This window comes from Nostoc sp. (assembly GCF_036917935.1).
In the GTDB taxonomy this organism is placed as follows: Bacteria; Cyanobacteriota; Cyanobacteriia; order Cyanobacteriales; family Nostocaceae; genus Nostoc.
In genome coordinates, this window is the sequence record NZ_JBALEL010000022.1 from 1 (window position 1) to 14273 (window position 14273).

The window sequence follows — 14273 nt, forward strand, 5'->3', positions numbered from 1 at the left end:
CGGTAAAAATAAGCTACTGCAAAATCGGGATTAATGTTGATGGATTGGGTGTAATCTGCAATTGCTGCTTGCTGATCTCCTAATTCAGAGCGAGCATGACCCCGGTTGCAATAAGCTAGTGCATCGTTGGGATTAATTTTGATGGCTTGAGTGTAGTCTTCAATTGCAGCTTGGTGATCTCCTAATTTATAGTGAGCTAAACCCCGGTAAAAATAAGCTACTGCAAAATCGGGATTAATGTTGATGGATTGGGTGTAATCTGCAATTGCTGCTTGCTGATCTCCTAATTCAGAGCGAGCTAAACCCCGATTGCAATAAGCTACTGCATCGGTAGGATTAATTTTGATAGCTTGAGTGTAGTCTGCAATTGCTGCTTGCTGATCTCCTAATTCAGAGCGAGCTAAACCCCGGTTGTTGTAAGCATTTGTATAGTTGGGATTAATGTTGATGGCTTGGGTGTAGTTTGCAATTGCTGTTTGTTTATCTCCTAATTCATCGCAAGCTAAACCCCGGTAGAAATGAGCTAGTGCATCGTTGGGATTAATTTTTATAGCTTGAGTGAAATCTTCAATTGCTGCTTGCTTATCTCCTAATCGACCGCGAGCGAAACCCCGGTTGTAGTAAGCTAGTGCATCGTTGGGATTAATTTTTATAGCTTGGTTGTAATCTTTAATTGCTGCTTGCTGATCGCCTAATTCAGAGTGAACATAACCCCGGTAGAAATAAGCTCCTGCATCGTTGGGATTAATTCTGATGGCTTGAGTGTAATCTTCAATTGCTGCTTGCTTATCTCCTAAAGCAAAGCGAACATAACCCCGCTTCATGTAAGCATCTGCATAGTTGGGATTAATATTGATAGCTTGGGTGTAATCTGCAATTGCTGCTTGCTGATCTCCTAATTCCGAGCGAGCTAAACCCCGATTGCAATAAGCATCTACATAGTTGGGATTAATTGTGATGGCTTGGGTGTAATCTTCAATTGCACCGAGGAAATCTTTGTTGTTGTATTTTTCTAATCCTTCGTTATAGTAAGTATCAACACTTTTCTGTTCTATTGTTACTGGATTTGTCAGTTCTAGCAAATAAACAGACTGTGAATTTAACGCTTTTAAAACTTCCTCAGCCGATTGATAACGCTGCTGGTGTTCTTCTTGCAACAATTTATCCAGCATCAGCCCCAAATTCTGACTCACTGGTTGCTGCAAATGCTTTCTCCAAGTACTAACCCAGCCATAACCTTGTCGTTTCCACAAATCCCAAGGGGGAATTCCACTCAACAGGTGAAAGCAAGTTGCACCGATACTATATAAATCACTGGCTGGGTAAGCTTCACCTCCCTGCATCTGTTCTAATGGCGCATAACCAAATGAACCGATCGCTGTTCCTACTTGCGTCATCACCGTTGCTGTCAATTGTTTGGATGCACCAAAGTCAATCAGTACCAACTTCCCATCACCGCGACGAATAATATTCTCTGGTTTAATATCGCGGTGAATGACTTTCTGTTGATGAACTGTTTTGAGAATATCTAATAAATCAAGCAATAATTCTCTGACTTTTTGCTCGTTGAAAATTCCCTGCTGTTGTAATTCCGCTAATAAATTCTGCCCGTCGATAAACTCCTGCACTAAATACAAGCGATTATCTTCATTAAAATACGCCAAGAGTGTGGGAATTTGGGGATGTTTGCCTAACTGTTGCAGTCGCCTTGCTTCTTGCTCAAATAGTTCTGTGGCTTTGTTGAGTGATGCTGTTCCCTGTACTTGGGGTGCAAATTGTTTGATGAGACAAGGCTCATTGAGTTTGTCTATATCTTCTGCTAAATAAGTTTTACCAAATCCCCCACTAGTTAATGATTTAATCGGGCAATAGCGGTTTCTGAACACTACCAATCCTGTGCCGCAGTTTGTGCAAAACATTGTGCGATCGCTATTGGGCGGATTGTGGCAAACTGGATTCAGGCAGCAGGTCATAAACTGTGCTTTTATTGGCAAAATGTAATTATTATCGCTTCACTATAAGCTATTCATCTCAGAAATCGCAAAATAGTAGATAAGTGGCAGAGATGGTAGCGATGCCAAACCTTATTTAGAAAAGCAAGTCAATGAAGCACTAGAAGAACTCAATAAAATGAAAGAAGACGAGGAGACAGAAGAATGAAATATACAATCGTGATTCAATGGTCAGAAGAAGACCAATGTTATGTAGTTTTCTTACCTGAGTTTACGCATATAATGCAGCCTTGCACTCACGGAGAGACTTATGAAGATGCTCTTAAAAATGCTCAAGAAGTTTTAGAAATGCTGATTGAATCATCTTTAGCTGATGGTGAACCTCTACCAGAGCCTAAAACGCTAGGAAAATCTTTGGAAGTTGCATAGATAAGCAAAGAGAGTAGTGGTAAATCAGGGGAGTGAAAATGTAAACAGATGCAAAAGAAAAGCTTAGTATTATCTATTTAAGCAGTTATTGATCCCCCCTAACCCCCCTTTAAAAGGGGGGAACCGGAATCAAAGTCCCCCAATTGATCGGGGGATTTAGGGGAATCTAAAATGTTTTGCTACCGACCAGAAGACTTTTCAAACATCCTCTAAAACGCTAGGAAAGTCGTTAAAAGTAGCGTTGTAAATCAGTAAAATTAAATAAAAAGAGGTAATCTCATGACTACATCTGTAAATACAGCCAAAGTCTACGACGAAATTATAGAGTTTATTGCTGCTGGAACCACTCCCCAAAGCGTTATCGATTTCCAACTTTCGGATACAGCCAAAGACCGTTTAGAGGATCTCGTTTACCGCGCAAAAACTGAAGGTCTTACAGGAAGTGACCAGCGAGAGTTAGATCATTTCCTCACGCTAGAGCATATTATGACTTTGGCAAAAGCAAGAGCTAATCAGTACGTTAACCCTAAGTAAGTATTCAAAATGTCTCGTCTATATATTAATGCAGAATTGCGGCGTTTAGTTAGCGATCGCGCCGAGCATATTTGCGAGTATTGTCTCGTTTCTGAAGTAGATAGATCATCGGGTTGTCAAGTTGACCATATAATCAGTGTCAAACACGGCGGCGCTACAACAGCAGATAATCTCTGCTATGCCTGTATTTTCTGTAACCTGCAAAAAGGCACGGATTTGGGGTCAATTAATTGGCAAACTGGCGAACTTGTGCGATTTTTTAACCCACGCAGAGACTTTTGGGGTGAGCATTTTCGACTAGATGAGGCTGTAATTGTGCATCAAACAGATATTGGTGAAGTCACCGCACGTATTCTAGATTTTAACGGCGACGAAAGGATTATTGAACGACAAGCTTTGATTGCATCTGGTCAGTATCCCTCAGCATCAGCGCTAAAACAGATAAATAAATAGGTTATGATGTGCGTCGGCGTTGGCGTAGCCTCTCGTAGAGAAGTCCGTCGTAGACATCGCTTGAAGAAATTGTTCGGGATTATTAATTAGCTAGTTGTATTGCGGTGCGTTACGCTGCCCTAAGACACCCTACTAAACTAAAAATTATCAGAAAATGTGCGATCGCGCTGACAAATGGGAATTCTATACTTAGCAACACTTGCTACTTCACCGTTAGAACCCTTAAGGTAAATATATAATGGCTTATCAAAATATTGCAGCCACCCTTTCGCCACAAGATATCCAAGAAATTAAAGCCGCGCTACAGACTGTCCAAAAAAAGATGCCGTTTCTAATTACTCTCAGCACTGAAGAACGGCGTAAGTTAGTAAAAATGGGCGATAAAAGCCTAGCCTTTGTGAACAATAGCATTACTGCTGCTCAGTCTAACCGCGAAATTCTTCCAGCAACTTTTGACGTTGAGGAACTGGTTCAAGATTATCAATTAGCAGCTGCGCTTACCGAACTTTTAACCTCAATGCAGCAACTTACCGAACAGGTAGATGATACCCTAATGGCTGTCGGTAGTGAAGCTATGACTAGCAGTTTGACTGTTTATGATTACGTGAAGACTGCATCGAAAAAGACTCCAGGCTTAAAAACTGTCGCTGAACAGTTGGGGGAACGTTTTAAAGCTATTGGTAAAGGAAAATCTGCAAAAACTTCCGTTGCTTCATAAGTTAATACTCATCGGCGAGTCTTATATTATTTTCTAACATCTTTGCAATATAGGCTTCTCGTTTGTGTGCAATATCTTTTGACCTCTCTCCAAACCTCTCTCCTAAGAAGAGAGAGGCTTTGAATCTTACTCCCCTTCCCTTGTAGGGAAGGGGTTGGGGGTTAGGTCTGTATTAAACTCAACACAGAAGCACTATAAATACATTTGCTGTAAGGGCGTACAGATGTACGCCCTTACTTTGTTCATCCACCTTTTATCTCCGTCGTCGAGTATTTGAACTGGATGAATCCACCTTTTATCTCCGTCGTCGAGTATTTGAACCGGATGAATCCACCTTTTATCTCCGTCGTCGAGTATTTGAACTGGATGAATCCACCTTTTATCTCCGTCGTCGAGTATTTGAACCGGATGAATCCACCTTTTATCTCCGTTAACGAGTATTTGAACCGGATGAATCCACCTTTTATCTCCGTCGTCGAGTATTTGAACCGGATGAATCCACCTTTAGAGGTTTCGTTGGTAGGGGCGCTATGAGAACATTTACCTATTATGTTGTTCTAGGATTTTGCGATCGCTATTCCTACACATCTATATAATAAGAAAACAGTTACGATGAGCGATAACTATATTTTGAAACGTATAGATACATACAGACAGCAAATCCTAAGAGAAAATAAAGAAACCTGTCTTTCGTCTAACCAAATAATAGGATAATAATAGTAGTAGCATATACAGAATATTGATTTGTAGTCTCATCTAACTCATATTTGAGTGCATCTGAGTACAGCTTAATATATTGCAAAATATCTTGACGAAATCTTAGCAAAGGCTTACGGGTAAAGTTTCTTGTAGCGAGAACAGAAATTCTTAACCCCTGCCCCAAAAATACTAGTACCCCCATCGTTAAATACTAGCACCCCTATCCCAAGACAAATTTTAAGTTTATCTTGAGTCGGGGTCTTGGCGTTTGAGTACAAGTTTAATCAATCCAATAAATCCAATCAGCATTGGGTTTTCTATCGAGTTGAAAGTCACCTGATATAAGCATAAAAATAGCAGATGACTCTTTTTACCAGATAGACATTACCGATGCAACAGTCTTTAGACAGTATTAGTGATTCCCAAACTACCAAAACGCAGGATTCTGCCCATACATCCATGCTGAAAAATCTCCTCTCTGGCGTTTTTTTTGAGCCATTATTGAGTGATTTTCGCATTATTTTTGAGCGCGATCCAGCAGCACGTAATTGGCTAGAAGTGGTGTTTTGCTACCCTGGATTGCACGCGCTATGTTTGCATCGTCTTGCTCACTGGTTAGATGGTCGAGGAGTCGGTTTTATCCCCCGCTTAATTTCTCATTTGGGGCGATTTTTGACCGGAATTGAAATTCACCCAGGTGCAGAGATTGGTCAAGGCGTGTTTATCGACCACGGAATGGGTGTTGTGATTGGCGAAACTGCGATCGTGGGCGACTACACACTGATTTACCAGGGCGTTACCCTTGGCGGAACTGGTAAAGAAACTGGTAAGCGTCATCCCACAGTCGGCAAAAATGCAGTGATTGGGGCGGGTGCGAAAGTTTTGGGTAATCTGCAAATTGGGGATCGCGTCCGTATTGGTGCTGGTTCGGTTGTCTTGCAGAATGTCCCCAGCGATCGCACTGTTGTAGGAGTTCCCGGCAGAATTATTTCTCGGAACGAAAGCGCCAGCCTTTCTCCTTTAGAACATGGAAAGCTACCTGATATGGAAGCAACCGTGATTCGTTCTTTGCTCTCGCGCATCGAGCAACTCGAAAAACAACTGCAAACTTTAGAAGTCAAGAGTCATTAGTCATTGGTTATTGGTCATTTGCAAATGACAACGGACAAATGAGAAAGGACGACGTACAAAAGACAAAGGACAAAGGACAAATGACAAATAATACTTTAGGCGATCAAGTTTTGCAGATTCCTTTGAGCGATCGCTGGCGAATCTATCACCGTTTGCAAGAGTTAAAAATTAAGAGCTACTGTCCCCCCGATGGTTCTTTACGAGTGCAAGTGAACAATTTGCTAGAAGTCATTCTGATTCGTAGTACAGTTATGCAACTTCTTGCTTCTCGTCACGAATTATTAGAGTGGCTAGAGCGTTGCTGGGATTACAGCGATCAGTCATGATTATTTCTAAAAGACCTAATTCAGAGACGATTAATCTTGAATTCATGACGCAAGTACTGGACTTTATCCTTTTTGTCCATAGATGCACAAAGCTCAAATAGGTTTAGAAGTTGAAGCTACTGTCCGCTAGGAGAATTTGTTGCAGACTGAGATGGATTAGACGGGGTTTAGATTTTGTTGGGTCTACTAAATCTGAAACTTCTCTGACATATAGCAACAATTAAAAAGGCGAAATTCTCAAATATAAATTGGGATTTCCGATTTTTAATTTTTTCCCAAATTAATAAATTGAAAGTTCAATCAATTATGGCGACTCGGAACAGAGATATAAAACTCCTCAATTTTTTGCACAATGAACTTGAACTTTCAAATGCTGATATTGCTGTAGCTCTGCGACACCGTGAATTAGAAAATGGGCCACTACCGATGCTCCTCTGGCAGTATGGTTTAGTTGACTTGGAGCAGTTAGGAAAGATATTTGATTGGCTAGCAGACCACAGTTAGCAAATTTGTACCCTTTAGCTTTGAGTACCATTACCAGCCTAAATTACACCCAAATCCACTAGAAAAGATGAGGTTACGAAGATGATTACATCCTTAATTGCTGGATTCTGTGTATTACTTTGTTCCGGATTTGCTAATAGTTATATTAGTTCATTGCTACTCGAAGACATTTCAACTGACATCGGTAAAAACGATTAGTAAATTATACATTGTTTTAGTTCCCTGCCATACAGATGTGATGCTAATAATGGGGCAATAATTAAGGATCATGTATCCTACATTATGAATTGTGATATTTTTAGCATTTGCTATCGCTGGGGATTGTAGAGGGAAAGGATATTAAGAATACTTCCAAGAGAGGGATATTTGCAATGAATCAAATCATAATTAATGACACTACATTACGTGATGGCGAACAAGCAGCAGGTGTTGCTTTTACCCTACAAGAAAAAGTAGCGATAGCTAAGTTTCTCGATGCCATTGGTATACCGGAATTAGAAGTCGGGATACCGGCAATGGGTGATGAAGAAACACGGGCGATCACCGCAATTTCTAACTTGGGTTTACAAGCAAAACTCTTGGGCTGGAACCGCGCTGTCATCTCAGATATTAAGGCTTCTATCGCCTGTGGTTTGAACCGGGTGCATATTGCCATTCCCGTCTCAGGTATCCACATTGCCACTAAATTTCATGGTCAGTGGCGAGTAAGTTTACAGAAACTCAAAGACTCAATCAACTTCGCCCTCGATCAAGGTCTTTGGGTAGCAGTCGGCGGAGAAGATTCTTCCAGGGCTGATGAAAACTTCCTTTTAGATGTAGCACTTTATGCCCAAGAATGGGGTGCATCCCGTTTCCGCTTCTGCGACACTGTAGGAGTTCTCGACCCCTTCACCACCTACACCAAAGTCCAACGGCTGGTTTCAGCGTTGACGATTCCCTTAGAAATCCACACGCATAATGATTTTGGTCTGGCAACTGCCAACGCGCTTGCGGGTATCAAAGCTGGAGCCTCATCAGTGAGTACCACAGTCAACGGATTGGGTGAAAGGGCGGGAAATGCAGCATTAGAAGAAGTTGTCATGGCGATCAAACGCATCTACGGCATTGATTTGGGCATTGACACTCCCAGTTTGCTGGAACTGTCTCAACTAGTTGCAGCCGCATCAGGTGCTAGTGTACCACCCTGGAAGGCGATCGTTGGCGAAAATACCTTTGCTCACGAATCTGGCATCCATGCTCATGGGGTATTGCAAAACCCCATTACCTACGAACCATTTGCTCCCGAAGAGGTGGGTTGGGAACGGCGTTTAGTAGTAGGAAAACATTCTGGACGGCATTTAGTTGCTAACTTGCTAGAACAGCATGGAATTTTCTTGAACCCCCAAGAAACCCAATCTGTTTTAGACGCAGTGCGCCATCAATCGGTACAGAAAAAACGCAGTTTGACGACAGAAGAACTATTAAACTTGGTCAGAGAACAGAGGTACTCTCATGCAACGCGATGAATTAGAACTAAACTTGCCACCTGCTTTTGAAATTGGTGAAAAAGTCAGAGTTCGGAAACTGCTGAAAAACGATGGTACTTTTCCTGGTAAGGAAGTCGGCCAAGTTTTGGTAAACAAGGGAGATATGGGCTACATAGCAAGTATAGGCACATATTTGCAGACTTCCTATATATATGCTGTGCATTTCTTAGAAACAGGGTTCGTCGTCGGCTGTATGAAAAAAGAACTAGAATCTGTTGAGGAATCTCATGAAAGTAATGCTACGGATGAATGATGCTGGTACTTTAGTAGTCTACGTTGCTAAAAAAGACCTAGAAGAAGAAGTCGTCAAACAAACCGATGGGAATGATGGCAAGATTCTCACCCTAGCAAATGGTTGGGAATTGGAATTTAGTAATTTCCCAGACACAGCAAATTTACCTCAAACAGTAGAAGCTAAACGCCTAGCTTAAAAACAGTTAGGAGTTAAGAGTTATGAGTTATAAATTTTAACTCCTAACTCCTCACTCCTAACTCCTCGCTTTTAACTCCCCACTCCTAACTTTTTATCAATCATGGGTAACAAGTATTTGACGTTATCAGAATTGAACCTTGAGGGACAGTTACTAGGTTTTGTTGGTGGTGAACCAGGAAAATATAAATACTTGCAATTGGCAGTTCCATCTGGAAATGTAGAGATTAAACTGCCTAAAGAGTTGCGTTGTTTACTAAGTTCGTCCTTAGTTCCTGGTCAGCAAATTCGCATTTGTGGTCATAGTCAGGTAGACTCGCGCACAAGTAAAATAAAAATCAAAGCCTATCGGGTGACACCAATTGATGTGTGTCCAAAGCAAGATTTACCACCTCAACCCAAAGCGAGGATTATGGTATGTCAAAAGGGAGGTTGCCTGAAACGTGGTGGTAAAGGTTTATTATCAGAATTAGAAAAAACTTTGTGCGATCGCGGTTTATTAGACAAAGTTACCATTGAACATACAAGTTGCCAAAAATGCTGTGGCAGCGCTCCCAACTGTGTTTTGCAGCTTGGTAAAAAGAAATACAAGAATATTCATCCTGATGCGATCGCATCTTTGCTAGAAAGTCACTTAACTTCAGAGCAATAACCTTCTCTAGCTATTCTTAAAATAATACACAATTTTGTAGGGGTAAAATTTTTACCCCTATTTGTTGTAAATATCGTCTGTGTAGCACCGTAATTATTCACTCCCTCCCTGCAAAATGGTCGAAACCCCTGATTTATCGTTGAGAGTAGGGGGGAGTGTGAAAGGTTACATAGCACCCTTGTCAAAGGCTAAGTTATAACTGCTGCTACTCATCTCGATAAACATCTCTTCGATGTCCTACTCTGACAACTTTAACTATCAGTACATCATCTTTAATCTCATATAAAACACGATAATTACCAACACGAATACGATATTGATTATCAGTATTTTCTAGCTTGACAACGCCGCTAGGACAGGGATTTTCAGCCAAGTCTAAAATTTTCTCGTTAATTCTATCTCGAATATCAGTAGATAATTTTTTTAATTGTTTTACAGCCCTGTTTGAAATTTCTATTTGATAGGTCACGATTCTAATTCTTGTTTGTATTGTTCCCAAGTAATAGTAGGTTCATTTTCCGCTTCTTCAAAGGCTTTAATATCCTCTTCATCCTCTCCTTTCCTAATATCTAAAAGTTCTAACACATCTTCTAAAGTGTCTTCATAAGCTTGTTCTAGTCTTTTATTAATTGCTTTTAACAATTCTTGTCTTTTCGTTGTGGTTTCCATCATTAACCTCTGCAACTGCAAAATTTGTAATTTTCGGATATTAGCTATCAATAATAATTATTCTTCAAAGGTTGATACGGTGCGAATAGGTTCTCTATTAATTTCAGGTAATTCAAAGTCTCCCAAATTTGCAAAACGCTCCTCAAGCATCCTAGCTAAGTTTAAGGGATGTTCATGATTTTCTGTTAGAGCAATACGAAGAATTTCTCTAGCTTCTTCTTCAAGGGAACGACCATGTTTTTCGGATCGTTTTTGTAAACGAGATTTGATGTCATCATCAAGATTAGATATAGTAATATTGTTCAAAATTAATTGATAGCATCTTTATGTCAATTTCCATTATAGCTTGTATACACGCTATAATCGGTTATGATTGCTCTTTTGCGCTGATCCTGGTGTCATCTCAATGTGAAATCAGCGGACGTTTATTCATAGATTTTGACTATAAATTGTCATGTTAGACTACAACACACCTGAGTATGTTCCTTCCTCAGAAGAGCTACCTTGCTCCGACGATACTCCTGTGGATAATGAACTACAAAACCGAGAACGTTTTGATGAATTGCCTGAATAGATAACTCACTCAATTCAGTCTTCTTGTTTTGTTTGCCGTTCTTTATCTAAAATTATATTTGCCCAAGCTTCAAGACTGCGATCATCTTGGGGCAAAACTGGCATCAGTCCATCAAGTTTTGTCTTTAATTCCTCAATATTCAAAGATAATAAATCCTTGACAAGAGGAATGATTGCCTTGTTGCGAGAGGTTGCCTTTATTGTTGATAAGCCTGTATCTAATGCAAAATTGCGAATATCTTGCAGATTAGGTAAGAGAGTTTTGTTCATCAGGCTATGATAAAGTTTGACAAGCAATGCTGATTTCTCAGGATCTGTTTTCTCTAGCTCCTTTAAGAATGACGGATAAGAGCCACTTGCAGATAAACTGCCTTTTGCTGACTGACTTTCTTTTTGTTGAGATGTTTTAGCTTTTTTGGTTAATGATGAGCGAGGTGTTTTCAAGTTTTGATTACTTGCTGTTGGCTTTATTTGCTGAGTTATACCTATTGAACTTATTGTGTTAGTACTTGAGAGAACCGAAACTAAGTGTTCTATAACTTTTGGCGAGGAAAGAAGTTCAGCAAGACTCTTAGAAAACTCTGGACTGTGCTTTTTGAGCAGTTTAGCAATTTCTATTAGTAGTTCAAATTCTGGTTTATCTGTCACAGACTAATCCTCTTAGCAAATTCTTCTGCAAAGTTCATAAAACGTGTTTTTTGAACTGTACGAGCATATGAAGTGTTAATAATAGGCTTACCCTCTCTTGCACCTTTGGGAAATGATTTAGAGTAAGGAACCTCTGCTTGAAATACATACCAACCCTGTTTAGAAGCTAAATCTCGCACCATGTTTTTTGATAGTTGTTCTTCTGGATAATAATTCTCTGCGGCATTAAAAACCACTCCCGCAAGGCTCAAATTATGCTCCTCATTTTCGTTCTTGAAATCATTCATGGAATTTACCAAAAGAGGGAGTCCAATAGCAGAAAGATACTCTGGCTTTACTGGAACTAGCAGATAATCACTGGCAAGATACGCAGCTGTAGTCAAGACTGACTCAGTTGGAGCACAGTCAATTAGTATCAAATCATATTCATTGTCTATCTTGGCAAGTATTTTGGAAAGTTGTCTCTCCTTTTGTGCAGGATTCTTCAGGGAGAAAGCGAGTTCAAGTCTTGAGGGGATAAGGTCTATCCTGCCGTTATTGACAAAAGTAACAACATTATGAATAGGTTTGTGTGGGTCAATAATTTTGCTAACTCCTGTAGGTGTACGTGTGTTCTGTTCCAAAATATCCCATGTAGTTGGCTTACCGTTGTCAAGTATTGCCTTATACTTACTCACGCCAAGTAGGTATTGGCTTGCATTGAACTGTGGGTCAAGATCAACAACCAAAACTTTCTGTGACCAATGTCTGTATGCAGCAAAGTGCCAAGCAAGATTAACAGTGAGGGTTGACTTGCCAACGCCACCCTTCATATTGATAATGGAAACTTTTTTAGCCATGTATAATCCTTTTAAGGTTTAGAAGATGTATCGTTTTCTGATGTATCAAATCCAATTGTATATATAGAAACATAAGATTTGAGGTATCTGAAGCAATTGTCCTCACCATCCTTTTCAGATCAATCCTTCTAACACGTGCTGCAAATTATTCGTCACATCAGCAACAGCTTGCCTAGCACCCAAACGATTTTCCTTATACGCCGGGTAACGCTCGAAAATAGATATGGGTTCACCCACAGTAATTTTGACTTTTTGTTTATCCAATTGTAGATGCTGTAACGATAGCAACGACAATTAGCTGAACAACTTTTGCAGCCTTACCGGAAATGTTTTGGTGAATTACCCGATTGATGCTTTGTCGGATAAAAAGTTAAAGGAAATTAAATATGTATTATCCAGAACCCTTGTAGAGACGTACACTGCTACGTCTTTACATTATTTTTCGGATATGTCATCAGTATGACACAGCTATATCTAGAACTTGCAGAATAACTAGCGGCTTGTCTGCTTGCGTTTGACAAATCTTATGAGCGTTACCGAGATTGTTTGGAGAATTGCCTGAGTAGTTTTTGTATTTGATAACTCTCTGAGATAAAAAATGCCCTTACTTTCTAGTAAGAGCATTGAAATTTAATTATTTAATGTTGAGTGGGGAAATCTATAGAGATTGAGATACTTTTAGCTTAAGCTTTATCCAAAATTCCATTACTCCAGCGATCATTTTTTTTGAGAAAAATGTCGTCTTTTCTCGTGTCCATAATCACTGAAGAGAAATCAAGCCCTATTGCGAATAGTCCCCACCCAATTGCTACGCTGATTTCTTGCGTAGCTTGCTACCAGCCAAGGCCAGACCGACGATTCCTAAACCAGCGAGACTAGCAGGCTCAGGAGTCGATTGGACTATACCAGATTTCTTGAATTCAAATGCAATGGTTTGTGTGCCGTTGAATTTGTTGGCATTATAGCCAGTGGTTAGCAACTGCTGCGTTACATCCCCCTGTGCTAGAAACGAGATTCCATTAAGATATTTTCCAGAGTCGATGACATTGAGATTAAATGTTTTGTCCTTGCCGTTATTGGTAAAGTAACTACTGGTCAAATCACCATAACCGACAACACCACCACCTTGTTTTACCTGAGTTTCGTAAGAAATCCATCCATCTCCTGCCAAACCACCATATCCAACACTGTAGCCTTCTTTGCTATCAGTAACTGTCTTTGCCTGAACACCACTATAAACACCTAGTTGTTGGACTCCTGAAGCATTCACTGAGGAGAAGTGAATACCAAACAAATCCCCACTGCTCATAGCATTTTCAAAGGTCTTACCTGCCATGTTGAAGAACAAATCACCATATCCAATCTGACCACCTAGAGCACCCTGTTCAGCCTCTCCTGTTAACTTCATATTTCCATTGATTGCCACAATGAAGCTGGTAGCAGTTTCTTTGATAGCCATACCAGAGATATCGTAGGGATTTACTGTCCCTGGCGCGGCACCAACCCAGTAATTACCGTTCATCCCATCTTTGTTTGAATCAAGTGCATACTGCCAGCCGTTAGCATCAGTGGAGGTTTGACCCATCAAAAGACCGGTAGTGTCGTTCATACACTCCAAAGATATGCTAAATGCTGTTCCTTTTAAGTCGGAGGCATACGCTGCTTGACCAGCCACAAAGAAGATTCCAAAAGTAGCAATGCCAACCTTGAGTAAATTGAATAAGCTTTGAGTTTTCATTATTTATAACTTGATTTAGAGAATCACAATTTTCTGGACTTCTCTATTTGTAATTGGAACTACAAAAACAGAAAAGCGTGATTCTTCGGAAAATATAATTTGGATAACTTAACGGTTATTTTACACAACTCAAATAAAAAATGATATTTTTACTGAAAATTGCTTTTATCTAACCCAATGGTGTTAGAGGTGAAATAGGAGCAAAACCAAGTACGTCTAGTAGCCTACGATTTTCTACACCCATTTAATTAGATAGTTGGAAAAATTTTTGGGTTTGTGTAAGCTTAATAAACCATATCCCCCCAGCATCTCCGTACAGGGCATCTAAACCCGCGATCGCTAGAAGTTTTTTGTCTGCATTTATCTACTTTAGAAAGTAATATCCGATTCGGATGAACACTTGGGCATTTACATTACACCTTACTAGTTAAGAGAGTCAGGAGCCAGGGGTC

At 40.1% G+C, this 14273-nt stretch carries 19 protein-coding genes and 1 pseudogene; 12 read left to right on the forward strand and 8 right to left on the reverse strand.

Annotated features, from left to right (window positions below; all coding sequences use genetic code 11):
• Positions 1 to 1973: tetratricopeptide repeat protein (locus V7K62_RS09455; RefSeq protein ID WP_334863681.1), on the reverse strand; the 1973-nt coding region annotated here is incomplete at its 3' end.
• 183 nt (positions 1974 to 2156) lie between these two features.
• Between V7K62_RS09455 and V7K62_RS09460 the strand changes: the two genes are divergently transcribed.
• The 12 genes from V7K62_RS09460 (at position 2157) to V7K62_RS09515 (ending at position 9354) form a co-directional block, all read left to right on the forward strand.
• Positions 2157 to 2381, forward strand: a complete 225-nt coding sequence (locus V7K62_RS09460; RefSeq protein WP_229470869.1) for a type II toxin-antitoxin system HicB family antitoxin — start codon at positions 2157 to 2159, stop codon at positions 2379 to 2381.
• 279 nt (positions 2382 to 2660) lie between these two features.
• On the forward strand, positions 2661 to 2915 hold the full coding sequence (locus V7K62_RS09465; RefSeq protein WP_334863682.1) for a hypothetical protein: 255 nt from the start codon (positions 2661 to 2663) through the stop codon (positions 2913 to 2915).
• A 9-nt stretch (positions 2916 to 2924) separates the two neighbouring features.
• Positions 2925 to 3368 carry an HNH endonuclease gene (locus tag V7K62_RS09470; RefSeq protein ID WP_334863683.1) on the forward strand — a complete coding sequence of 148 codons (444 nt, stop codon included), beginning with the start codon at positions 2925 to 2927 and terminating at the stop codon, positions 3366 to 3368.
• A 238-nt stretch (positions 3369 to 3606) separates the two neighbouring features.
• Positions 3607 to 4086, forward strand: a complete 480-nt coding sequence (locus V7K62_RS09475) for a hypothetical protein (RefSeq protein ID WP_334863684.1) — start codon at positions 3607 to 3609, stop codon at positions 4084 to 4086.
• Between the two features lie 282 nt (positions 4087 to 4368).
• A complete protein-coding gene (locus tag V7K62_RS09480) occupies positions 4369 to 4620 on the forward strand; it encodes a hypothetical protein (RefSeq protein WP_334863685.1) in 252 nt (83 codons plus the stop codon).
• Between the two features lie 555 nt (positions 4621 to 5175).
• Positions 5176 to 5916, forward strand: coding sequence for a serine O-acetyltransferase (gene cysE, locus V7K62_RS09485; RefSeq protein ID WP_334863686.1), 741 nt, complete (start codon positions 5176 to 5178; stop codon positions 5914 to 5916).
• 80 nt (positions 5917 to 5996) lie between these two features.
• Positions 5997 to 6242, forward strand: a complete 246-nt coding sequence (locus V7K62_RS09490) for an Asr1405/Asl0597 family protein (RefSeq protein WP_334863687.1) — start codon at positions 5997 to 5999, stop codon at positions 6240 to 6242.
• 306 nt (positions 6243 to 6548) lie between these two features.
• Positions 6549 to 6746 (forward strand): DUF2949 domain-containing protein, encoded by a 198-nt coding sequence (locus V7K62_RS09495; RefSeq protein WP_179064190.1) that lies wholly within the window; start codon positions 6549 to 6551, stop codon positions 6744 to 6746.
• A 371-nt stretch (positions 6747 to 7117) separates the two neighbouring features.
• Positions 7118 to 8251 carry a homocitrate synthase gene (gene nifV, locus V7K62_RS09500; protein WP_334863688.1) on the forward strand — a complete coding sequence of 378 codons (1134 nt, stop codon included), beginning with the start codon at positions 7118 to 7120 and terminating at the stop codon, positions 8249 to 8251.
• Positions 8238 to 8525 carry a nitrogen fixation protein NifZ gene (locus tag V7K62_RS09505; RefSeq protein ID WP_334863689.1) on the forward strand — a complete coding sequence of 96 codons (288 nt, stop codon included), beginning with the start codon at positions 8238 to 8240 and terminating at the stop codon, positions 8523 to 8525. The genes nifV and V7K62_RS09505 overlap by 14 nt, the downstream gene beginning before the upstream one ends.
• Entirely contained in the window at positions 8500 to 8703 is a 204-nt protein-coding gene (gene nifT / locus V7K62_RS09510; protein WP_334863690.1) for a putative nitrogen fixation protein NifT, read from the forward strand. Before V7K62_RS09505 ends, nifT begins: the two co-directional genes overlap by 26 nt.
• Before the next feature lie 102 nt (positions 8704 to 8805).
• Complete coding sequence (locus tag V7K62_RS09515; protein WP_334863691.1) at positions 8806 to 9354, forward strand: (2Fe-2S) ferredoxin domain-containing protein; 549 nt, start codon at positions 8806 to 8808, stop codon at positions 9352 to 9354.
• Positions 9355 to 9559: 205 nt separating this feature from the next.
• Here the strand turns inward: V7K62_RS09515 and V7K62_RS09520 are convergent, their stop codons facing one another.
• From V7K62_RS09520 to V7K62_RS09550, 7 genes and pseudogenes are all read right to left on the reverse strand, one after another.
• Positions 9560 to 9823 (reverse strand): type II toxin-antitoxin system RelE family toxin, encoded by a 264-nt coding sequence (locus V7K62_RS09520; RefSeq protein ID WP_334863692.1) that lies wholly within the window; start codon positions 9821 to 9823, stop codon positions 9560 to 9562.
• Positions 9820 to 10023 (reverse strand): hypothetical protein, encoded by a 204-nt coding sequence (locus V7K62_RS09525; protein ID WP_334863828.1) that lies wholly within the window; start codon positions 10021 to 10023, stop codon positions 9820 to 9822. The genes V7K62_RS09520 and V7K62_RS09525 overlap by 4 nt, the downstream gene beginning before the upstream one ends.
• 57 nt (positions 10024 to 10080) lie before the next feature.
• Entirely contained in the window at positions 10081 to 10329 is a 249-nt protein-coding gene (locus V7K62_RS09530) for a FitA-like ribbon-helix-helix domain-containing protein (RefSeq protein ID WP_334863693.1), read from the reverse strand.
• A 282-nt stretch (positions 10330 to 10611) separates the two neighbouring features.
• The gene (locus tag V7K62_RS09535; protein ID WP_334863695.1) at positions 10612 to 11244 is read right to left on the reverse strand and encodes a hypothetical protein; all 633 of its coding nucleotides are present in this window, start codon (positions 11242 to 11244) and stop codon (positions 10612 to 10614) included.
• Entirely contained in the window at positions 11241 to 12083 is an 843-nt protein-coding gene (locus V7K62_RS09540; protein ID WP_334863696.1) for a ParA family protein, read from the reverse strand. Before V7K62_RS09540 ends, V7K62_RS09535 begins: the two co-directional genes overlap by 4 nt.
• A gap of 114 nt (positions 12084 to 12197) precedes the next feature.
• Positions 12198 to 12359, reverse strand: a pseudogene (locus V7K62_RS09545) (1-acyl-sn-glycerol-3-phosphate acyltransferase); the annotation flags it as partial.
• Between the two features lie 532 nt (positions 12360 to 12891).
• Complete coding sequence (locus V7K62_RS09550) at positions 12892 to 13821, reverse strand: XDD3 family exosortase-dependent surface protein (protein ID WP_334863697.1); 930 nt, start codon at positions 13819 to 13821, stop codon at positions 12892 to 12894.
• Between the last annotated feature and the right edge of the window lie 452 nt (positions 13822 to 14273).